The sequence below is a fragment of the Thiohalocapsa sp. ML1 genome (assembly GCF_001469165.1).
In the GTDB taxonomy this organism is placed as follows: Bacteria; Pseudomonadota; Gammaproteobacteria; order Chromatiales; family Chromatiaceae; genus Thiohalocapsa.
Map to the genome: position 1 here is coordinate 79,001 of NZ_JABX01000011.1, position 19,904 is coordinate 98,904.

16 protein-coding genes, 4 tRNA genes and 1 pseudogene are annotated in these 19,904 nt (G+C 68.2%); 12 read left to right on the forward strand and 9 right to left on the reverse strand.

The window, feature by feature from the left end; genetic code table 11:
• Positions 1–33: 33 nt before the first annotated feature.
• The 5 genes from ML01_RS09120 to ML01_RS09140 all read left to right on the forward strand — a co-directional run bounded on the left by ML01_RS09120 (position 34) and on the right by ML01_RS09140 (position 1,439).
• A tRNA-Pro gene (locus ML01_RS09120) sits at positions 34–110 on the forward strand.
• Between the two features lie 132 nt (positions 111–242).
• Positions 243–319 (forward strand) — tRNA-Arg (locus ML01_RS09125).
• A 101-nt stretch (positions 320–420) separates the two neighbouring features.
• A tRNA-His gene (locus ML01_RS09130) sits at positions 421–496 on the forward strand.
• A gap of 31 nt (positions 497–527) precedes the next feature.
• Positions 528–603 (forward strand) — tRNA-Lys (locus ML01_RS09135).
• Positions 604–932: 329 nt separating this feature from the next.
• Entirely contained in the window at positions 933–1,439 is a 507-nt protein-coding gene (locus ML01_RS09140; protein WP_254045185.1) for a hypothetical protein, read from the forward strand.
• 553 nt (positions 1,440–1,992) lie between these two features.
• Here the strand turns inward: ML01_RS09140 and ML01_RS09145 are convergent.
• From ML01_RS09145 to pqqB, 6 genes are all read right to left on the reverse strand, one after another.
• Positions 1,993–2,307 (reverse strand): hypothetical protein, encoded by a 315-nt coding sequence (locus ML01_RS09145; RefSeq protein WP_058555091.1) that lies wholly within the window; start codon positions 2,305–2,307, stop codon positions 1,993–1,995.
• 196 nt (positions 2,308–2,503) lie between these two features.
• Positions 2,504–3,472: an Rpn family recombination-promoting nuclease/putative transposase gene (locus ML01_RS09150; protein WP_156427623.1), complete on the reverse strand. Its 969-nt coding sequence runs from the start codon at positions 3,470–3,472 to the stop codon at positions 2,504–2,506.
• Positions 3,473–3,474: 2 nt separating this feature from the next.
• The gene (locus ML01_RS31165; protein ID WP_216819147.1) at positions 3,475–6,885 is read right to left on the reverse strand and encodes a helicase-related protein; all 3,411 of its coding nucleotides are present in this window, start codon (positions 6,883–6,885) and stop codon (positions 3,475–3,477) included.
• Between the two features lie 588 nt (positions 6,886–7,473).
• Complete coding sequence (gene pqqD / locus ML01_RS09165; protein WP_058555094.1) at positions 7,474–7,764, reverse strand: pyrroloquinoline quinone biosynthesis peptide chaperone PqqD; 291 nt, start codon at positions 7,762–7,764, stop codon at positions 7,474–7,476.
• Positions 7,764–8,522 carry a pyrroloquinoline-quinone synthase PqqC gene (pqqC, locus tag ML01_RS09170; RefSeq protein ID WP_058555095.1) on the reverse strand — a complete coding sequence of 253 codons (759 nt, stop codon included), beginning with the start codon at positions 8,520–8,522 and terminating at the stop codon, positions 7,764–7,766. The genes pqqD and pqqC overlap by 1 nt, the downstream gene beginning before the upstream one ends.
• Positions 8,519–9,448: a pyrroloquinoline quinone biosynthesis protein PqqB gene (gene pqqB / locus ML01_RS09175; RefSeq protein ID WP_058555096.1), complete on the reverse strand. Its 930-nt coding sequence runs from the start codon at positions 9,446–9,448 to the stop codon at positions 8,519–8,521. The genes pqqC and pqqB overlap by 4 nt, the downstream gene beginning before the upstream one ends.
• A 581-nt stretch (positions 9,449–10,029) precedes the next feature.
• Between pqqB and ML01_RS09185 the strand changes: the two are divergent.
• Positions 10,030–10,841 (forward strand): annotated as a pseudogene (locus ML01_RS09185) (alpha/beta fold hydrolase).
• Positions 10,842–10,868: 27 nt separating this feature from the next.
• On the opposite strand, the gene ML01_RS09190 reads toward ML01_RS09185, so the two are convergent.
• Positions 10,869–11,807, reverse strand: a complete 939-nt coding sequence (locus tag ML01_RS09190; RefSeq protein ID WP_082674095.1) for a DNA ligase — start codon at positions 11,805–11,807, stop codon at positions 10,869–10,871.
• 301 nt (positions 11,808–12,108) lie between these two features.
• Here ML01_RS09190 and ML01_RS09195 point away from each other — a divergent pair, with 301 nt between their 5' ends.
• Genes ML01_RS09195 through ML01_RS28525 form a run of 3 tightly spaced genes read left to right on the forward strand, consistent with a single transcriptional unit; the run spans position 12,109 to position 14,144 of the window.
• Positions 12,109–12,615 (forward strand): hypothetical protein, encoded by a 507-nt coding sequence (locus ML01_RS09195; protein WP_058555099.1) that lies wholly within the window; start codon positions 12,109–12,111, stop codon positions 12,613–12,615.
• Positions 12,612–13,934 carry a hypothetical protein gene (locus ML01_RS09200; RefSeq protein WP_058555100.1) on the forward strand — a complete coding sequence of 441 codons (1,323 nt, stop codon included), beginning with the start codon at positions 12,612–12,614 and terminating at the stop codon, positions 13,932–13,934. Before ML01_RS09195 ends, ML01_RS09200 begins: the two co-directional genes overlap by 4 nt.
• A 36-nt stretch (positions 13,935–13,970) precedes the next feature.
• Entirely contained in the window at positions 13,971–14,144 is a 174-nt protein-coding gene (locus ML01_RS28525; protein WP_156427624.1) for a hypothetical protein, read from the forward strand.
• A 636-nt stretch (positions 14,145–14,780) separates the two neighbouring features.
• On the opposite strand, the gene ML01_RS30510 is transcribed toward ML01_RS28525, so the two are convergent.
• Both ML01_RS30510 and ML01_RS09205 read right to left on the reverse strand, forming a co-directional pair.
• Positions 14,781–14,894, reverse strand: coding sequence for a DUF4160 domain-containing protein (locus tag ML01_RS30510; RefSeq protein WP_371258199.1), 114 nt, complete (start codon positions 14,892–14,894; stop codon positions 14,781–14,783).
• A 767-nt stretch (positions 14,895–15,661) separates the two neighbouring features.
• Positions 15,662–16,495 carry a Uma2 family endonuclease gene (locus ML01_RS09205; protein ID WP_082674108.1) on the reverse strand — a complete coding sequence of 278 codons (834 nt, stop codon included), beginning with the start codon at positions 16,493–16,495 and terminating at the stop codon, positions 15,662–15,664.
• Positions 16,496–16,958: 463 nt separating this feature from the next.
• Between ML01_RS09205 and ML01_RS09210 the strand changes: the two genes are divergently transcribed.
• The 3 genes from ML01_RS09210 to ML01_RS09220 all read left to right on the forward strand — a co-directional run bounded on the left by ML01_RS09210 (position 16,959) and on the right by ML01_RS09220 (position 19,809).
• Positions 16,959–18,293: a (Fe-S)-binding protein gene (locus ML01_RS09210; RefSeq protein ID WP_058555102.1), complete on the forward strand. Its 1,335-nt coding sequence runs from the start codon at positions 16,959–16,961 to the stop codon at positions 18,291–18,293.
• Positions 18,294–18,328: 35 nt separating this feature from the next.
• Entirely contained in the window at positions 18,329–18,910 is a 582-nt protein-coding gene (locus ML01_RS09215) for a DUF3501 family protein (protein ID WP_058555103.1), read from the forward strand.
• Positions 18,911–19,002: 92 nt separating this feature from the next.
• Complete coding sequence (locus ML01_RS09220) at positions 19,003–19,809, forward strand: HAD-IIA family hydrolase (protein ID WP_082674109.1); 807 nt, start codon at positions 19,003–19,005, stop codon at positions 19,807–19,809.
• Positions 19,810–19,904: the final 95 nt, after the last annotated feature.

Consider the following 19,904-nt stretch of genomic DNA (forward strand, 5'->3'; position numbering starts at 1 on the left):
TGCGCATCGCATCTAGGGGCGGTTCAGGCACTCCGGGGTATAGCGCAGTCTGGTAGCGCGCCTGCTTTGGGAGCAGGATGTCGGGGGTTCGAATCCCTCTACCCCGACCAACAAGCAGGCTCTCGCGGGAGCGGTGTCAAAGTAGGCCCCAACCGGCGGGATACGGTATCGGCACGGCAAGCCCGGGGGGGGCGTTAGGCGGGCGAGACAGAGGCCGGCGAGACAGAGCCCCGTGACACAGAGCCCCGATAGCTCAGGCGGATAGAGCAGGAGCCTTCTAAGCTCTTGGTCGGGGGTTCGAGTCCTCCTCGGGGCGCCAACCCGAACCGGCCGGTCACATGCAAGTCCGACGCGTGTGCCGCCGATGGGGATACGCTGACGCACGGCGCCGCAAGCCGACGTCAATGGCTGATTTCAATGGCGGACGTAGCTCAGTTGGTAGAGCACCTGGTTGTGGCCTAGGTGGTCGTGGGTTCGAGCCCCATCGTTCGCCCCAATTTCGACAGCGGCAGCGCCGCCCCTCTCAAGGGCCGTTAGCTCAGCTGGTAGAGCAGGGGACTCTTAATCCCTTGGTCCAAGGTTCGAATCCTTGACGGCCCACCAGCACGATCAGGGGGCTACGGGAAACCGTAGCCCCTTTTTCTTTGCCTTGGGGTACTGGTCGCGCACTGGTCGCCCAATGGCCATCAATCAATGGCGACAAATGCGCCTTGCCTTGGGCAGCGCTCGCGCCCCGAGAATCCTGCCTCGAAACGCTCCGAACCCACGGCAGCCCGCGCGCTTGTGGGAGCGGCTTTAGCCGCGAGCTTTGATGGCCGACGGGCCGTTCCTCTGCTGCTTGGCGCTGCTTCCCGGCCGTAGAGCCCGCGGCCCCAGCGCAGCCGGCCCCGCTGGAGGCTGGCGATGTTCCGGGCGATTGGTCGCGGACTGGCGTGGAGGCGGTGCTGCTGTGGGCGGTCGGATTGCTCTGGCATCGACCGGCGGCGCGCGAGGGCGGCGACGGCATCGGGCTGGAACGCAACTGCTCGGCGATTTCGCCGCGGATGTTGCAAGCGCGCTGGAGGCCAGCGATGAAGGCGATCATTAACACCGACTCCTGGGACAGCCTGCAAGCACGGGCGTTGGCGGTCGCACGGCAAGTCGATGCGGGCGAGACGCCCGCCGAGGTCGACTATCACCTGAGCTTCGCGGATGCCGCGCAGTTGTTTAGCGTGCTGACCCCGAGCCGCCTTGCGCTGCTGGAGCGGCTCAAGGGGCTTGGCGCAACCTCGCTTGAAGCCCTGGCCGAGCAGCTTCAGCGCGATCCCGAGGCGGTGCGCGCCGATCTCGCGCCGCTGTTGGATTGGGCGTTGATCGAGGAGGACGGCACCGGGCGGCTCTGCGTGCCCTGGGACGCGATCGAGCTGCATGTCACCCTTTGCGATGCTCAGTCGGCCTGATCGGATCAAGCTCCGAGCCGATCCCGACATCAGCCCCATGGACCGCAAGCACTACCAACTGGACACCTTGACGACGCTGGAGCGGTTCGCGCCACGGGCGCGGTAGGTCGGGCCGCACCTGGCCTTCTCCGAGACGGCGCCGGACGAGCCCGCCTATGCCGTCCAGGGCTTCGGGCTGACCCTACGTGTGTCTGCGGCTCCCCACCGGCGGCGGCAAGTCGGTGCTGGGCGCGGACGCGATCCCGCTGCTGCGCCGCTACGCCGAGCAAGACTGCCCGCCGGCTGCGCGGCAGGCTCGTCGAGCACGGCATGCATCTCTTGGCTGCGGGTCGCTATGGTTCAGCTAGCCAGGTTGGAATCCGCAAACGAGGCTCAGTTCGAATTCACCGACGCGCTCTGGTCGATGTCGAGATCTTTCAGCACCTGCGCCAGGTCGTTCTGCAATCCCGTTGCCGCGTCGGAAGCGATGTCCGCGGAGAGGCCTTGGCCGCATGCTTCGACACCACGGCAATCGGGAAGTCCACCTCGGCAAGGCGTTTGCAGTCCTTGGGGATCATGCGGACCTATCCGTGTCCGGTCTGCTGACCGTAGCGTCAAGCCCCGCATGCGGTTCATCGCGAGCGCCATAGAGCGCCGAAGCTAGCAGTGACACCGCCGTCTCCGGAAAATCCTCGCTCCTGAACATGACCTCATGAATCGGTTTCGCTCCCTCGCCAGCCCCGCGCTCGAAAACGCAAATGGACTGCTTGCCGGGCTTTTCAGGAAACCTGTACTCAAGGTGCAAGTTTTCTCGAACTTCCTCAACCAGCCCTTTCTTGATAAATGAGCCTTTGTTGAGGAGAAAAAAGCGGTGCTGCGTTATGATCATTGTCCGCTCTCTCAGGGTCAAAGTGCCGAAATCGCGACACAGGTAAACCCTCTCGTCAGCCCGCAAGAGCCACCGAAGCGGGGCTGCAATTCGCGGTCACACAATGCTGAAGCGCCGCCGCTTGCTTCCACGCTGGCCGTCGGCGGCAAGTCAGCACCGCGCCGGTTGTCAGCACCAAGCCTGTCCACCGCTGCGATCAATGACCTGTCGAGCCGTTCGTAAGCAGAGCGTCGAGGCTGTCCGCATCCAGAACCTTGTCCGCCAATGCATGCAGCTCGGCCTCGGTCGCCTGCGCGAGTTGCGGCTCCACCCAATCCGGGAGCGGCCCGAACCGACGAGCCATCATGCGCAGCAGCAGACGAGACTCACCTTCGAGCCGGCCCTTCTCGATCAGCTCGCGGTTCCATTGCTCAACACGTTGTTCAAGCACTGCGTGTACCTCTTGGTAGTCGTCGATGTCCGGGAGACGGATGCTCCGCCGTTTCTTCCGAACGAAGCTCTTGTAGATCCACCGGCCGAAGGCGCGCTTCAGGCTGCCGAGGGCCTGGCTGTCGAGCAGTCCGACCAGGCGCTCGTAGACTTTGAGCCAGGTGGCCTCGTCGCGGGCGTGCTCCAGTTGGAACAGCGCGGCGGCCAGATTGCGGACCTCCGCCGGGAAGGTCGGATCATTGATGATGGCACCCTCGTCGAGCAACAGGTAGCGGGAGCTTGGCCGGTAGGCGGCGAGCCCCCCCGGTACCGGCGCGATCAGCTCGGCCAGCTCCACGGCCGCGTTCCAGCGCGGCTCGCCGTTGTAGAGCACGATGGGCAGCACCGGGGGCAGGCGGCCGTCAGCGGCCAGGTGGCCTTGGGCAATCAGGTCCTGGTAGAGCAGCGTGACGTAGTTGGCGATGCGCACGGCCATGTAGCGGTCGATGCTGCTCTGGAGCTCGATCAGCAGATAGACGTATAGCCAGGCGTCGCCCCAGCGCAGACGCCAGATGATGTCGTCCTCGCGCTCGCGCAGGTCGTCGGTGATGAAGCTGCCCTTGACCGTCTCCAGGGAGTCGAGATCGGCCAAGGCCAACCAGTCCTGCCGAACGAAGCCGACGAGCAGATCGCGAACCATCTCGCGGTGCGAGAACAGGTCCTTGTAGCTGTGATCGTGGTGGGATTCGTTGGGCATGGTCAGCCTCCCTGGAATGTCTGCGGATCCTCGGCGACACCGAGCGGCCGATGCCGGGCGTCGACATCCAGCCAATAGTGCTGCACCTTCACCACTTCGTGCCAGTCGATCCGCGCCGGGTCCTTGATCGGCTCAATCAGCTTCGGCTCGGCGCTGCAATTGGTGACGACATAGAGCCAGTAGCAGTCGCGCCGGTCCTCGGCGACGCGGCGCTCGTTCGGGGTCAGCAGCACCCGGCCGCGGGCGGCACCGAGCCCCTTGACCTCGATGAGCCGCAGCTCGCCGGCGTTCGGGTCCAGGCTGGTGATGTCGTAGCCGAGGTTCTTTTCGTGTACGTCCACCGGCATTCGGCCCTGTGCGGTCTCGTAGGCCATGACGACGCGCATGGCGATGGCCTCCGTCTCCAGGCTCGGGCGCAGGTTGCGCAGCTCCGGGCTTTCGCGCTCGGGGTGCGGCAGCACGGCGACGCTGGTCAGGCGCTCGACGCCTTGCAGGGAGACGGCGCGCTGGCGCGAAAGATCCAGCCGGCGGCGCTCGCGGCGGGCAGTCAGCTCTGCGTGCCGGAGCTCGGCACGAGCGAGGCGGCCTTCCGCGCCTTGCACGCCGTCATCGGCATCCTCGGCGGCACGGCCGATCTCCTCGTCGGCCTTCTGCATCAGCTCGGTGAGGGAGAGGTTCACGTGCGCTCCGATGCGGTCGATCTCGCCGCGGCGCTCGGCGCGTACCTCGTTGACGAAGGGGCTGAGGGCGTGCTCATGGAGCCAGGCTTCGCAGTCGGGGAGGTCGGCCAGTTGGCCCGGGGCTGCCGGGTGCTGCGCGGGCGCCAGGTCGCCCAGGAGCGAGGGCTCCACCAGGCGGTGGCGTTGGTCCGACTTGGTCTCGACCGCGAACAGGCGCTCGTGGATGGTCTGGCCCAGGCCATCGACGGCGCGGGCGCGGTAGATGTCGATGCGGGCCGGGCGGTCGTGCTGGAGCGACCAGAAGGTTGCGCCGGCGCTCAATGTGTCGCGGGCGCGGGCAAGGACCTCGCGCCTCAGGGCCTCGAACAGCGGGTGTCCGGGCGTGACCCATTCCAGGTTGCGGGTGTCGGCGGTGTGCCGGTCCGTGGTGCAGCGCGGATAGCGCGCGGCCAGCGGCGGCAGGCGCCAGTGCGCAGCGTGCTCGTGGATGCGCAGCGCCGCCGGCGTGCGGCCGGGCTCGAAGGTGTGGGCAGGGGTGTGCAGACGCTTGAGCGCCAGGTCGCAGCAGTTTGCCGCCTCGGCAATGAATCGGGCGATGGTCTCCGGCACCACCCGGCGCTCCTGCGCGCGCGCACGCCGCTCCACCAGCATGCCGAGGTTGAGTGTCTTGGAGGCCAGGCCCTCCAGCGCGTTCTGGCAGATGGCGCGGAACTGGCGTTCGTCCACGTCCGTCAGCAGGCGGTCTTCGAGGTCAAGGTCGCCGAGGCGCCCGGCGTAGTAGTCCCGCAGCACGCGCTCCACGTGGGCGGCCGGCAGGACCTCGCCGACGACGTTGAACACGGCGTCGTCGTCCAGCGCGTCGCGGATGGCCTGGAGCTTGTCGAGCAGCCGGTGCAGCACGCGGCCCTCGATGGTGTTGGTGGCCACGAAGTTGAAGATCAGGCAGTCGCGGAGCTGGCCGTAGCGGTGGATGCGGCCCATGCGCTGCTCCAGCCGGTTCGGGTTCCACGGGATGTCGTAGTTGAACAGGATGTGACAGCACTGGAGGTTGATGCCCTCGCCGGCGGCCTCGGTGGCGACCAGGATCTGGATCCGGCCCTCGCGAAACTGCTGCTCGGCATAGAGCCGGCTGCCGGGCTCGTCGCGGGACCCGGGGCGCATACCGCCGTGGATGAAGCCGACGCGAAAGCCCCAGGCGTCGAGCTGCTCGATCAGGTAGCTGAGCGTGTCCTTGAACTCGGTGAACAGCAGCAGACGCTGGTCGGGACGGTCGAAAAAGCCCTCCTGCTGCATCAGGGCCTTGAGGCGGGACAGCTTGGCCTCGCAGCCGGCGGCCTCGACGCGCTCCGCCTGTTGGGCCAGCATCAGTAGTTGGTCGATCTCCTCGCGCACCTCGGCGGCGTTGGCGGCCAGCGTGACGGCCTCCAGCAGGTGCTCCAGCCGCTCGCGCTCGCCTTCTTCCAGCTCTTCCAGCTCTTCCGCCGTGGGCAGGTCGGGCGGCGCCGTCGCGGCAAGGTCTTGGGCGTGCTGTAAGCCTTCGCCGAGCCGGCGGGCGCGGTTCTCCAGGGAGCGCCGAAGGGCCTGGGTGCTGGAGGCGAGCCGGCGCTGGTAGAGGGCCATCAGGAAACCGACGGCGCGGGCGCGCGGGTCGTCCCGGGCGGCGGCGTTGGTGCTCTGGCGCTTCACGAAGCGGGTCACGGCGCGGTAGAGCTCAAACTCGTCGCCGTCGATCTGGAACTCCACCGTGTGCGGGATGCGCTTGGTAAAGATCGGTCGCGCGACCCATTGGCCGTCCGGCTGGCGCTCAGGGAAATAGACCATCGCCTCTTTCGTGCGACGCAGATAGAAGGGCGCGGTCTGGCGCTCCATGGCCTGGCGGATAGAGCTGACATCGGCGTAGGCGTCCTTGTCCAGCAACTGCAGGAACAGGGTAAAGCTCTCCGGGCAGCCCTTGTGCGGCGTCGCGGTGAGCAGCAGCAGATGGTCCGAGCTGTCCCGCAGCAGCTCGCCCAAGGCATAGCGGGCGGTCTTGCGCGCCGGCGGGCTCCAGGACATGCGATGCGCCTCATCGACGATGATCAGATCCCAGTGGGCCTGGCGCAGGCCCGGCAGGATGTCGTCGCGCTTGGCGAGGTCCAGCGACGCGATCACCTGGCGCTGTTTGAGCCACTGATTGACGCCGAATTGGTCGCGGATGTCGTGGCCCTTGAGGACGATGAACTCCTCGTCGAATTTCTCCTTCAGCTCGCGCTGCCACTGGAAGCCGAGGTTTGCGGGGCCGACGATCAGCACCCGCTCGGCGAGTCCGCGCAGCTTCAGCTCGCGGATCAGGAGCCCCGCCATGATGGTCTTGCCGGCGCCGGCGTCGTCGGCCAGCAGGAAGCGCACGCGGGCGAGCTTGAGCAGGTGGTCGTACACCGCTGCAAGCTGATGCGGCAGCGGATCGACGCGCGAGATGGACAGGCCGAAGTAGGGGTCGAACTCCCAGGCGATGCCGAGCGCGTAGGCTTGCAGGCCGAGGCGCAGCAGCGCTGCATCGCCGTCGTAGCCGCAGGCGCCGCCGACGACGGACAGTCCTTCCAGCTCGGCATCCGTCAGCGTGACGCTGTGAAATCGCTCGGTCTGCGTACCGACAAGCCCGAGCGTCCAGCGGCCGTTTGCGCAGTTGGCGGTGACCACGCGCATGGGCTCGTTGAACAGAGGGCCGGTCAGTGTGTGTCCGGGTTCCAGCACTGGGGCGTCTGCGTGTCCGTCGTTCCGGGTGGTCAAGGCGCCGAAGAAGGAAGATTAACGCATATTATGGACCGACGAACTGCAGGCAGTCGGTGGCTCCGTGTGCGAAGACGACTCAGCGCCGACCGAAGAGCCGCAGCGGGTAGTGGAAGCATGGCCGCGCTTGAGCAGGTCTTGGCTTTGCTCGACACCCGCATCGCGTACTTCTGGGTCTGGGCGACCCACGCCGGTGCCGAGCTCGATTTGCTGGTTACGGTCGGCGCCCGCCGCTATGGCTTCGAATTCAAGTTGGGCGATGCGCCCAGGGGGCCACGCGCTCAATGCGCGTCGCACTGGCCGACTTGGGTCTGGAGCACCTCTGGAACATGTGCCCGGGCTGCGATGACTTGCGCTGGATGAGCGCCTCTCCGTCTTGCCGCTGCGCGCGAGTGCGGACCTACCGAAACTGATGGCGCTCGGCTCTGCACGCGGTCACGTCTGAACCCTGCTTAAAGGTCTGGCGTTGCACGTGCCGCATGCCACGGCTCCAATCCAGCGCTGTCTCGCATCGGCGGCTCGCGGGCGCTCCGCGCTCCGCAGCGCGAGCCGTCAGCCGCCCGCCGTCGCCACCCGGCTCAGCCAGCCCTCGGCAGAGGCGGCGGTCACCAGCTCCAGCACGTCGTCGGCGAGGTCGGGGGCGCCGAAGGTCTGCTCCAGGTCGGCGATGACGGCGGATAAGGGCGTTGCGCCGTCGCAGCGGCGCAGGATCTCGGCGGCGCTGTCGTTCAGGCGCACCATGCCCTCCGGGTAGAGCACCACCCAGCACTGCTGGGCCTCCTCCCATTGCAGGCGGTGGCCGGGGGCGACGGTGTAGACGGCGTTGGGGTCGGCGGCCGGCATCAGGCGTGGTCCTCGTTGAAGTAGGGCGGCATGTGGAGCACGTAGGCCATGTACATGGCATCCAGCATGCTCCAGAGGATGTCGAGCTTGAGGTCCAGGATCTGCAAGGCCCGCGCCTGGCGCTCTGGCGTGTCGAACCAGGCCAGGGTCACGGCGAGGCCGTGCTCCACGTCGCGGCCGGCCTGGCTGACGCGCTTGCGGAAGTAGTCAAGGCCGCTCGGCTCGATCCACGGGTAGTCCCGCGGCCAGTTCTCCAGGCGCTGGCGGTGGATGCTGGGTGCGAAGAGCTCCGTCAGCGAGGCGCAGACGCCCTCGTGCCACTCGGCGCTGCGCACGAAGTTGACATAGGCATCCACCGCGAAGCGCACGCCGGGCAGCACCATGTCCTGCGACCAGAGCGTCTCGCGGCTCAAGCCGCAGGCCTCGCCCAACCGCACCCAGGCCTCAATGCCGCCCTCTTCGCCGTCGTAGCCGTCGTGGTCGAGGATGCGCTGGAGCCACAGCCGGCGGGTGTCGCGGTCCGGGCAGTTGGCCATCAGCGCGGCGTCTTTCCGCGGGATGGTGATCTGGTAGTAGAAGCGGTTCGCGACCCAGCCGCGGATCTGCTCCGGCGTCAGCTCGCCGCGGGCCATCATCTGGTGATACGGGTGGTGGATGTGATAGCGGCGCCCGCGGGCGCGGAGCTCCGCCTCGAACTGCTCGCGGGTCCAGGCGGTGCACTCGCTCGGCGTCGTGCTCACGGGTGCTCCGGTCGTCATAGGCTTAAGTCCATACCGTCCCGGGCGACTTCGATGCCGGCGGCGGCGAGTGCCGCGCGCTCGGGCGAGTCTTCGACCAGGATCGGGTTGGTGTTGTTGATGTGGATCAGCACCTTGCGCTGACGCTCGAAGGGCGCGAGGGCGTCGATCATGCCGCCGCCGTCGATGCCCTCGCCGGACTGCGGCAGGTGACCCATGGCCAGCGCACGGCGGGTGCCGACGCCGCGGCTGGCCAGCTCGTCGTCGCGCCAGCAGGTGCCGTCGATGAGGAGCAGGTCCGCGGCGGTCATGGCGGGGCGCAGGTGCTCCTCGATGTACGCCAGGCCGGGGGCGTAGAAGAGGCTTCGGCCGCTCGCGTCGTCGCGCACCACGAGCCCGATGTTGTCGCCGGGGTGGGGGTCCTCGCGGTGCGGCGAGTAGGGCGGTGCCTTGCTCGCCAGCGCGAGCGCGGAGAAGCTGAGCCCCTCGATGCCGTCGATGCGGAACCAGGCCCCATCGATGGGCAGCTCGTGCCAGTCCACGCCGCAGTAGTGGCCGAGCATGGGGATGATCGGGAAGCCCGTGCTGAGATCCTGGCGGACCATCGCTGTCGTGTAGAGCGGCAGCCTGCGGTCCAGCTCCCGGAGCATCAAGAGGCCGGTGGCGTGGTCGATCTGGCTGTCCACGAGCAGCACGGCGCGGATGCCGGTGTCGCGCCGCGCCCGCGCCGGTTGCAGCGCCGGGAAGCTTAGGATTTGCGCACGGATGTCGGGGGATGCGTTGATCAGCAGCCAGTCCGCGCCGTCGCCGCTGACGGCGATGGACGACTGCGTGCGCGGCGTCGCGTTCAGCGTGCCGGCGCGCACGCCGGCGCAGTTGTCGCAGTTGCAGTTCCACTGCGGAAAGCCGCCGCCGGCCCCGGCGCCGAGCACATGCACGCTTAGCACGGTCCGGCTCCGTGGGCTAGCGGGGTTGCCCTCGGCGCGGTCATGGCCGTGTTGTCCGACCTGGGCCTAAACCCCGGCGGCGGCGAGGGCGAAGCCGGCGATGCCGCCGACCTATACTGGCCCGGCAACCGGCGGCGCTTCGCCGCGCGATGCGCGCTGCGATGGCGGTGTCGAGCACGGCCTCGTCCGGGGCGCGCCAGCCCGGCGGCAGTTTCGACGGGGCGTCGGACTGGCCAGGTGCGTCGGGATTGGGGTTGGGATCGGTTGCCACTTGGTTCGATTTCGATAGCGATTTCGATAGCGATTAGCACGACTTGTCGGTCTCAGGCGAAGCTCCATTGGACATGCGTCTCGACGCCCTGCACCGCAAGATGCGCAAGCACGGCCTGGCTCAGCGGCGGGACTGACGGGTGCGCGTGGGTCCGGATTCAGCCCTGTACCCGGGCCGCGCGCCCGATCGCATCGACGGGCTCGATGTCGGCGACGGGCACAGGCTCTTCGTCGCTGAATTCGGCCCGCCGGACGCGGCCCCTGCGCTGTTCCTGCACGGCGGCCCGGGCTCCGGCTGCGACCCGTGGCAGGTGCGGCTCTTTCATCCGACCCGCTGGCGGCTGATCCTGCCGGACCAGCGCGGCGCCGGCGACTCCACGCCCGGCGGCGCCCTGCACGCCAACGACAGCGCGGCGCTGGTGGCGGACCTGGAGCGGCTGCGCGAGCACTTGGGGTCACGCGCTGGCTCGTCCACGGCGGCTCCTGGGGTGCAACGCTCGCCATCGAGTACGCCAAGCGCCATCCCGCCCGGGTGCAGGCGCTCGTGCTGCGCGGGGTGTTTCTGGCCAGAGCCGAGGACCTGGAATGGTTCGCCGGTACGGGCGGCATCGCCCGGCAACTGCCGCAAGCCTATGCCGAGCTGCACGGCGCGCTCGGGCTCCCGCCGGGTGCGGGGCTCGCGGGGCTGCTTGACGCACTGCACGTGCGCCTCGCCGAGGCGGACCCGCACATCGCCTTCGCCGCCGCACAGGCCTGGACGGCGTGGGAGGCGGCGGTCATGGGCATGGCGCCGCGCGAGGTGCCGCCCGACACGCCCGCGGGCCGAGCTCAGCGCGAGCGGCGCATCGGGCGCAACCGTATCCACGTGCATTACTGCCGCGCGGGCTTTTTCCTCGGCCCGCGCGGCTGTCTCGACGGCATTGAGGCCTTGTCCGAGCTGCCGGTGACGCTGGTGCACGGCGGCGCTGACCCGGTGTGCCGGCCGGAGGGCGCCCGGCTGCTCGCGGGGCTGCTGCCGAACGCGACGCTCAACCTCGTGCCCGGCGCCGGGCACCTTGCGCAGGACCCGGCGCTGGCCCCGGCGCTGCGCTACGCGCTGGACGCGGCGCTGGCCGCGGACTGAGCATCGCGCGGGCAGCCGCGGCGCCGTTCAGAAGTCGTCGTTGACGTGCAGAAAGCTCGCGAAGCGCGGCAGCCCGTGCCGGGTCAGCCCGTGGTGCTTGAAGCTCACGCGGCTGCCGACAGGTGGCGGCGCCTCGCGCTCGGCGTCGGTAAAGCCCGTGCCGATGCGAAAGCGCCTGCCGTCCGGCAGCTCCACCAGCAGCGCGCCGAGCCGGCCCGCGTGCTTGCCGCGGCCGGGCAGGTGCCCGACCACCCGCGCGTCGCCCTCCTGGAAAGCCTTCACCTTCAGCAGATCGTCGCTGCGCCCCGGCCGATACGGCGCGTCGATGCGCCGCAGCATCAGGCCCTCGCCGCCGGCCGCCGTCACCTCCGCGAGCCGCGCCTGCAATGCGGCGTCGTCGCTGACGGGCACCTGCTCCAGCAGCACCACATGCGCGTTGCCGGCCGCGGCGACGAGCCGTTCCAGCACCGCAAGCCTGGCCCGGAAGTCCCCCGCGCCGCCCGGCAGATCGAACAGCATGTAGCGCATGTCGCGCCAGGTCTCGGGGTCGGGCTCAAGGCGCCGGGCCGCGCCGGAGGCCTCCGCAAAGCGCCCGCGGCCGAGCCACAGCTCGCCGTCCAGCGGCACCGGCGGCAGGCCCGCCGTGAACCAATCCGGCGCCCGAATCAGATGCCCGCCGCGGGTGATGAGCCGCGAGCCGTCCCAGTAGGCCCGCACGCCGTCGAGCTTCTCGCTCATGAGATAGCCGCCGAGCCCGACGCCCGGCGCATAGACGTCCGCCAAGGCTAGCGCCGGCTTTGCGATGCCGACCCGCCGCTCGGCATCCGGCGGTGCTCCGCGCGCGGACTCGCCCGCCTGCAGGGCAGCGTCGTCGCCCGCCGCGGATTGGGTGCGCAGCAGCGACGCCAACAGCAACAGCCCGACGCAGGCGTTGTGGCGGCGCGCGGAAAAGACGCGATCTGTCATGGGCGGGGCTCCCCGGGGTGTGCGTGGCCACCCGCGTGTTGATGTACACGTGGGGACCTTGCGCTTGCGCCGGGTGCGATGCAACCCCCGTTCGTCGCCCGACCCTTGTGTCAGGCTGGATCAGCATCGCCGATGCCGCGCGACAGATTGCGACGTTCGCCGCGTCGCAAAACCACTGTCAGCGCCTCGGACATTCATCGGCGCGCTACACTGGCCGGACTGAGCCGGGCGTTGCCGCGCCTGCCCGACTGCCATCGACACTTGGGGGCAACGGCAGGCTCCCCGGCATGCAAGCCCCGCCATGAAGAAGCCGCGCTCACGCACCACCTTGCCACCGCGACAGTCCGACAACGATCATCGGCGACTGGACTCAGCCCCCGACCCCGCACGCATCCAATGGCTGCTCGGGCATGCACGCTATCGTGGCCGCGGGAAGCACAAGGGCAGCCCCGCGGCCTTCGGCCTGGAGCCGGAGCCGAAAGGCGACGCGACCTTGTGCGATGACCATGCCGGCTTCCTGCCGGATGCCGCGCCATCGATCCCGCGACTGCTCACGCGCGGCATCTCCGCAGGCCTGATCGGCCCCGGTGCCCGCATGCTTTGGACGGTCGGCGACGACGGTTGGATTTTCGAGGCTCGCATCACGAACAGCGAACAGTCGGAGTATCACGGCTATCCCGTGCGCCAAACCGAGGCCATCGCCGAAAAGGTGTACCAACGTTTTGTTGCTTGGGCAGCAGCGCACGGTGGCGCTGCGGATCAGCAGGCGGCGACACTATGTCAGCAGCTCTATGGGTTCAGAACATGAATACGCTCTCGCTTACAGTCGCCCCGCCTGAGGCGTGCTCGCCGGAGGAGCCCGGTCGGATCCGACTTGCGGTAGGCGACATCGTTCTCACGCGCCTGCTGCGGCAACCGGGCAGCCGGCTCGATGAGGCGCTGATTGCTGCACCGGACGCTCTGGCCTTCTGGCTCTGCGATCACTGGTGGCGGCTCCGCTGGGAGACGATCCCGCAAGGCAGGCAGCCCGCGGACTGGCGCTTGGCGCATGAGCTGACATCCGTGGGGGGCGGTTTTGCCTGGCCACGTATCTCCATCTGGGGCGATGCCGATCGGGTGGGACTGCTCGGTCGCGCCGACCCGGTCGGCGTCGTCGGACCGGTGCGCTATCTGACCGACGCGCTTGTCTATGTGGAGGCGTCCGGCTTCGAGGGCGAGGTCGACCGATTTCTGGACCGCGTCGCCGATGAGCACAGCGGCTTCGGCTCCGATCGCGTCGCGCTACGTGCCCTGATCACAGCCCTGCGACAGGAGCGGTGCGACCCGGAGGTCGCGCTCTGGCGCCGCCTGGAGGCGCGCTTGGGCTACGACCCGGACGCAGGTCCAGACGAAGTGGTCGAAGCCGTCGGCGAGCTTGCCGCCGAGTGCGGACTAGCGGGCGTCGAGGAGGCCGTCGCCGCGACGCCCGGGGCCGAGGCGCCGTCACTGCTGGTGGACGCAATCGCGCGGGCGAAGAGAACGGGACACGCCTGCGACTTCTCAGGTGTGCTCGCCGCCGTCTCGCCGGCGCGACCATTGGGCTCCGACCCCCCCTGGATGGCGGCGGAGGCCGCCGCGGCCGGGGTCCGCGCCGCGTTCGGTGTTGCACCTGGCCCCATCAAGCCGACAGACCTCGGCGAGATCCTCGGGACGAGCCGGTACAGCTTCCGGAATACGCCGCGCCGCGATGAGCGGCCCTATGGCCTGCGCGTCCACGCCAGCGGCAGCGTCGCGCGCCAGCGTGTATCGCTTCGGACCCGTTCGCCGCAGGCCCGTCGATTCGAGCTCTGCCGCGCGCTGGGGGATGCACTTTGGTCGCCGTCGGACACCCTTGGTCCCCTCGCGGATACGGCGACCGACAGGCAGAAATTCCAGCGCGCCTTCGCTCAGAGCCTGCTTTGCCCGTATGAGGACCTACGTGGGTTTCTGGCCACCGACCAACCCACCGAGGACGACATCGAGGCCGCGGCGACGCACTTTCACGTCAACCCGAGCGTCATTACGACCTTGCGTTGGAACAAAGGCCAGCGGGTGTCGGACAAGACAGGAGGCGCCGACGATGTCGCGGATCGCCTGGAAGCCGCCTAATGCAGCAGCGCCAAGGACGAACAGGCCGATCGGGTGTTGCACCTGCGGTTCGAGAACCCGGGCAACGACCAGATCCGCAGCTTCCATCTCACCGACGAGGGCGGGATGACGCGGCTCAACCCGAGACGCATCGACGAGGACTACGACATGCGCGGACACCTTTTTTCCAGAAAGGCGTCCATGCCGGCGGCGGTTGGCGTTCTTCGCTGATCCGTAAGGCAACGAATGGCCGCGCTCCAGATCCCGGGGCACCCGCCGCTGGTCAAGACGTCGCTTCCGTGTGCGGTGCGCCCTTCTGCTGAGCGGGGATGTGCTGCAACCGCATCGTAAGCGGCAACGATGGAAGCTTTGGCGCGGAAATCAGGACGCGGAAGACAGGGCAAGTACCGGGGCGAGTACCACGAGTATCCTCTAGCCGCGCCGTGCGCGGAGCGGCGGCGCGCCCCTCAACTCCGGAAAATCAGTAACCTGCCCCGGAGCTTCGAGCTCCCAAGTCAACTGTCCCCGGAGCTCGCTACCTTAGCTGGCCGCCGGAGCCCCGTGCGGCCTTGACCGCGCATCCTGAAGTCACTACGACTGTAGTTACCAGTAGTTACCATCGGACGGAATTCGCGTGTTCGAGTGGGATGAGCAGAAGCGGCAAGGCAACATCGCGCGGCACGGCATCACTTCATCGACGTCTTGCCGCTGTGCTCCATTTAGTGGACCCCAAGGGCTCGATTCGCTTGGGTTCGTTGCGACCTCGATAAAGCTCCCAATCTTCCAGCAGATCTTCTCCGTGAAGATCATGCCGCTCCGATACATGCCGGAGCGCTCGCTTTGGAAGCTTCCTCTGCACGACCCCCGTCATACCTCACCTGTGATCTCACACTCTCCATACTTCGCATGAAAGTGGCGCGGTGAGAGATCATTCCAGTACATGGCGATGATGATTCCAAGGAACCTGCTGATTGCTGGCATAGTTGCAGATAAGTGTTTGTGCGCCCAACGTTCAGGCCAGGGCAGCGCACGCCAGCGGTGACCCCGCAAATCAGCACAAGGCCCGTGGGGCGCGCTCGCTTCTTGGCCGAAAGTTAGGCATTCTCTATGCGTTCCTTGGTTCTGGAGTTGAGTAACCTGTTCCCGGAACTCACGATTCTGGCCGGTGTCACGTCTGAATTAAGTAAACTGTCCCCGGAATTCGCGCCCGAGCCGACCTACGGGCGCGGGCGGGTGCGACCACGGATCGAGCATGGCGCTCTCCTGGGATGCCTAGGTCGTCTCGAACCTCGGTTCCGAGCGCCGCGAGGGCACCGGCGACGGGTAGGTCGGCGGCGACAAGGCGCTTGAGGCGAAAGGGCCAAGCGCCGAGGGCCAAGCGCTGAGGGCCAAGCGCTGAGGGTCAAGTGCCGAGGTAGCCCTCCTCGGCCCTTGGACGTCGGCCCTTTTGTTTGCGGCAACGAGCGGCCGGCGAAAGATTAAGCGCCGTGCCCTGGTCGGTCTGAGGTTCTGCCTCGCTGGATTGCTTGACGTCGCTAAACGCTTGCAGACGAGTCAAGTTTGGAGCGGCGGACTGGCCAGGTGCGTCGGGATCGGGATCGGGATTGGGATTGGGACCGGTCGCCACTCGGTTCGATTTCGATAGCGATAGCGCTAGCGCTAGCGATGAGCACGACCCGGCACGGCATCTAGCTCGCCGACGTCTTGCCGCTGTGCTCAAACCCCGATGCCCTCCTGCTCAAGGCGAATCAGTCCTTCTCGGGGTCCACGCCGAGCGCCCGCAGCCGAGCTGCCAAGGCCTGCGCGCGTTGGCGCTCGACTTCCGCCTGCCGGGCCTCGGCCTCGGCGCGCGCCCGCTCCCGCTGCCACCCGGGGAACGCGAACTCGGCATAGACGGGGTCACCGATGAGCGCGGCATCCCCCGGCCGGCGCAGCAGATCAGCCACGCGGAAGCGAAAGCCCGGCAGCACCGCGGAGGCGATCACGCCGTCCACCTCCGGCAGCGGCTGGTAGAGCCCGGACGCGGCATCGCGACTGTAGAAGGCCCGCAGCCCCGGGTCCGCATGCAGGATGTAGTACTCGGGCACGCCGCCGGCGGCGTACTCGCCCTTCTTCTGCTTGGCGTCGCGGTCGATATCGGCCTGCTTGCGATCCGACAAGGCCTCGATGCAAAGGTCGTAGACGCCGCGGTAGGAATTGTCTTCGAGTCGCAGTGGTTGGGGATTGGCGTGGCACACCACGGCCATGTCGGGCCGGCGGATCACGGTGCCCGCGGGCAATGGCAGACGAAAGCCCATGTCCAGCCCGGTGAGATCGGCGATGGGACGACTGGCCAGGAAGGTCCGCAGCAGCGACAACAGCCAGGCGTAGATCAGAAAGGTCTCCTGATTCGACACCGGCTTCACCTCCAGCACGCCGTTGTTCCATTCGTAGCAGATGTCCGACTGGCCGTAGTAGTCGCGCCAGTAGACCTCCTCCGAGACGCGGCGGCCGGCCTCGCAGGGCGGTTCCGACACCGGTGCACGCGCGCGCCGTGGCGGCGGCCGGGCGGTCGAGGCGGGGACGAGGGTGTGGTCGGACATCGTGATCTCCGGGCGCGTCGCGGTGCCGGCTCGGTGTTGGATGAGCATAGCATGCACGCGGCCCGGAGCCCGCGCCGCGGCGGCGCGCCGACAGGCAAGCCGCGCTATCGGGGCTCAACATCAAGCCGTCCCTGCTGGCGGAGGCGATTGAGCAGGGGGAACCGTTGTTTCAGTGAGATCCCGGCCGGCCGTCGCCCTCGTGTGCTCGTGTGGCCGCGCTGCACGGGCAAGTCGCGTTGGTCCGGCGAGTCCGGCGTAACCGAGCGGGACCGTCGGCGGTTCGGTCTTGTGCTTGCTCCAACGCCCCCGCGTGGCGATGCCCCCGAACGATCGCGCCGATCCATCCGGACCATTGGCGCCGCTGCCTGCCTGTGGACTAAGCTTCGGAGGTTGCGATGCCAGCGCGCGGCCATGGCGTCCGCGGCGCTCCGACAGGCCACGTTAATGACCGAGGATCAGGACCATGGCAACCACGCGCGAGGGCAGCCTCGAGGCGCCGATTCGGCACCCCATCGACTGGCAGAGCCCGGAGTTCTACGACGAGGGCGCGCTGAACCAAGAGCTGGAGCGGGTGTTCGACATCTGCCACGGCTGCCGGCGCTGCGTGAGCCTGTGTCAGGCCTTTCCGACCCTGTTCGATCTGGTGGACAACTCCGAGTCTCTGGAGGTTGACGGCGTCGCCAAGGCGGATTACGTCAAGGTGGTCGATCACTGCTACCTGTGCGACCTCTGCTACATGACCAAGTGTCCCTACGTGCCGCCGCACGAGTGGAACCTGGACTTCCCGCACCTGATGCTGCGCGCGAAGGCCGTCAAGTACAAAAAGGGCGAGGTCAAGCTGCGCGACAAGCTGCTGACCAGCACGGACCTGGTGGGCTCGCTGGCGGGCATCCCGGTGGTGAGCGGGCTGGTCAACGCCGCGCTCAAGCACGCCGCCGGCCGCGAGCTGGTGGAGACCGTGCTGCAGGTGGACAAGACCGCGCGGCTGCCGGAGTACCACTCGGATACGCTCCGCAAGCGCCACAAGCACCTCATCGGCCGCTCCGCCCACGGCGAGCCCGCCGGCCCCACGACGGGCAAGGTGGCGCTGTTCGCGACCTGCTACGGCAACTACAACGAGCCCGGCGTCAACGATGACCTGATCGCCGTGTTCGAGCACAACGGCATCCCCGTGACCTTGGCCGACAAGGAGCGCTGTTGCGGCATGCCGAAGCTGGAGCTTGGCGACCTCGCCGCGGTGGACAAGGCGAAGCAGGCCAACATCCCGGTGCTGAAGGCGTTGGTGGACGATGGCTGGGACATCGTGGCGCCGGTGCCGTCCTGCGTGCTGATGTTCAAGCAGGAGCTGCCGCTCATGTATCCGGACGACCCGGACGTGCAGGCGGTCAAGGCTGCAATGTTCGACCCCTTTGAATACCTGATGCTGCGGCACAAGCACGGCAAGCTGAACACCGCGTTCGCGAAGCCGCTGGGCAAGGTGGTCTATCAGGCCTCCTGCCATCAGCGGGTGCAGAACATCGGGCAGAAGACCCGCGAGGCCCTGGCCCTGGTGCCGGACACGACCGTGGAGATCATCGAGCGCTGCTCGGGCCACGACGGAACCTATGCCGTGAAGGCGGAGTTCCACGCGGCGTCCATGAAGATCGTCCGCCCCGTCGCGACCCGCGTGCAGCAGGCCGCGGCCGACCACTTCGGTAGCGACTGCCCGATGGCCGGCGCGCACATCGCCCATGCCTTGGCGCGCGACGGCGAGCAGCAGCACCCCATCACGCTGCTGCGCATGGCCTACGGGCTCTGACCCCGGCCCCGAACCAAACCCCGGAGACACCCCCGATGCAAGCACTGACCCGCGACGACCTGATGAGCCTGGAGCTTTACGCCGAGCGACGTGCAGACTTCCGCGCCCGGGTGATGGCGCACAAGGAGCACCGGCGCGTGCCCGTCGGCGCCCACGCGACGCTGTACTTCGAGGACCGGCTGACCATGCAGTACCAGGTGCAGGAGATGCTGCGGGCCGAGCGCATCTTCGAGGCCGCCGGTATCCAGGAGGAGCTCGACGCCTACAATCCGTTGATCCCGGACGGCAACAACTGGAAGGCCACCTTCATGGTGGAGATCGAGGACGCCGACGAGCGTCGCGACGCCCTCGCGCGCCTGATCGGCATTGAAGACCGGATCTGGCTGCGGGCGGGCAACGGGGACCGCGTCTACGCCGTCGCTGACGAGGACCTGGAGCGCCAGAACGACGAGAAGACCTCGTCGGTCCACTTCGTGCGCTTCCAACTGGCCGACGCGAGCATCGCTGCGGTCAAGGCCGGCGCACCGATCCGCGTCGGCATCGACCATCCGGAGTACACCTTCGAGGCCGACCTCGACGAGGCCCAGCGCGCGGCCCTCGCGGCGGATCTGGACTGACTTTTCCCGACCCCGCAGCGCCGGCACCAGCGCCGCCTGCCGGTCTGCCCAGCCGCCGGCCGCGCTAGCGGCCCAGCCCAGCGAGATTGCCCTTGCCCCAGCGCCCCATCGCCGCCCTGCTGCTCGACATGGACGGCGTGCTGTTCCACGGCGTTACACCGCTGCCCGGCGCGGCGGCGTTCCTGGAGCGCATCGCGGACCTCCCGCATCTGTTCGTCACCAACAACCCGATCCGCCCGCCGGCGGAGGTCGCAGCGCGGCTCCATGCCATGGGGCTCGGCCGCCCGCCGGCGTCCAATATCCTGACCTCCGCCGAGGCCACCGCGCGCTGGCTCGCGCGGGAGCGGCCGGGCTTTCGCTACTTCGCCGTCGGTGCCGAGGGGCTGCATCTGGCGCTGGCGGAGCAGGGCGAGCCGGATGCGGAGTGCGCGGACTTCGTCGTGGTGGGGGAGGGGCCGGGGCTCGATTTCGAGAGCCTCACCACCGGCATCAACCTGATCCTCAAGCGCGGTGCCAGGCTCGTCGTGACCAACCCCGACAACAGCGTGGACGACAGCCGCAACGGCGAACATTGGGTACTGCCGGGCGGCGGTGCCCTGGTGGCGCCCTTCGCGGTCGCCTGCGACCGGCGCCCCGTGGTCATCGGCAAGCCCGAGCCCGCTCTCTATGAGATGGCCGTGGAGCGGCTCGGCGTGCCGGCGGCGGGCTGCGTCATGGTCGGCGACCGCCCGGATACCGACATCCTGGGTGCCAAGCGCGTCGGCATGCGCGCGGCGCTGGTGCGCACCGGCCGCTTCTTGCCCGGTGCGGACTGGCCGGCGGGGCTGCCGCGGCCGGATTGGGACGTGGATGATCTGGCCGGCTTGCTCGTGGCCTGGGGTGGGCTGCTGGCCGGGTGAGGGAAGATCTCGATTTGGATTTCGATTGCGATTTCGATCCCGATTGCGATCCCAGTTTCGATTCATCCCGACGAGGCGACGGCTGGACGTGAGCG

Excerpts from the sequence above, each read along its gene's own strand:
- ML01_RS09145 (WP_058555091.1), bottom strand. The coding sequence starts at position 2,307 with ATGATCATAACGCAGCACCGCTTTTTTCTCCTCAACAAAGGCTCATTT.
- ML01_RS09150 (WP_156427623.1), bottom strand. The coding sequence starts at position 3,472 with ATGCCCAACGAATCCCACCACGATCACAGCTACAAGGACCTGTTCTCG.
- pqqD (WP_058555094.1), bottom strand. The coding sequence starts at position 7,764 with ATGCCGGCCGCCGACCCCAACGCCGTCTACACCGTCGCCCCCGGCCAC.
- pqqC (WP_058555095.1), bottom strand. The coding sequence starts at position 8,522 with ATGACGACCGGAGCACCCGTGAGCACGACGCCGAGCGAGTGCACCGCC.
- ML01_RS09190 (WP_082674095.1), bottom strand. The coding sequence starts at position 11,807 with ATGACAGATCGCGTCTTTTCCGCGCGCCGCCACAACGCCTGCGTCGGG.
- ML01_RS09195 (WP_058555099.1), top strand. The coding sequence starts at position 12,109 with ATGAAGAAGCCGCGCTCACGCACCACCTTGCCACCGCGACAGTCCGAC.
- ML01_RS09200 (WP_058555100.1), top strand. The coding sequence starts at position 12,612 with ATGAATACGCTCTCGCTTACAGTCGCCCCGCCTGAGGCGTGCTCGCCG.
- ML01_RS30510 (WP_371258199.1), bottom strand. The coding sequence starts at position 14,894 with ATGCCAGCAATCAGCAGGTTCCTTGGAATCATCATCGCCATGTACTGG.
- ML01_RS09205 (WP_082674108.1), bottom strand. The coding sequence starts at position 16,495 with ATGTCCGACCACACCCTCGTCCCCGCCTCGACCGCCCGGCCGCCGCCA.
- ML01_RS09210 (WP_058555102.1), top strand. The coding sequence starts at position 16,959 with ATGGCAACCACGCGCGAGGGCAGCCTCGAGGCGCCGATTCGGCACCCC.
- ML01_RS09215 (WP_058555103.1), top strand. The coding sequence starts at position 18,329 with ATGCAAGCACTGACCCGCGACGACCTGATGAGCCTGGAGCTTTACGCC.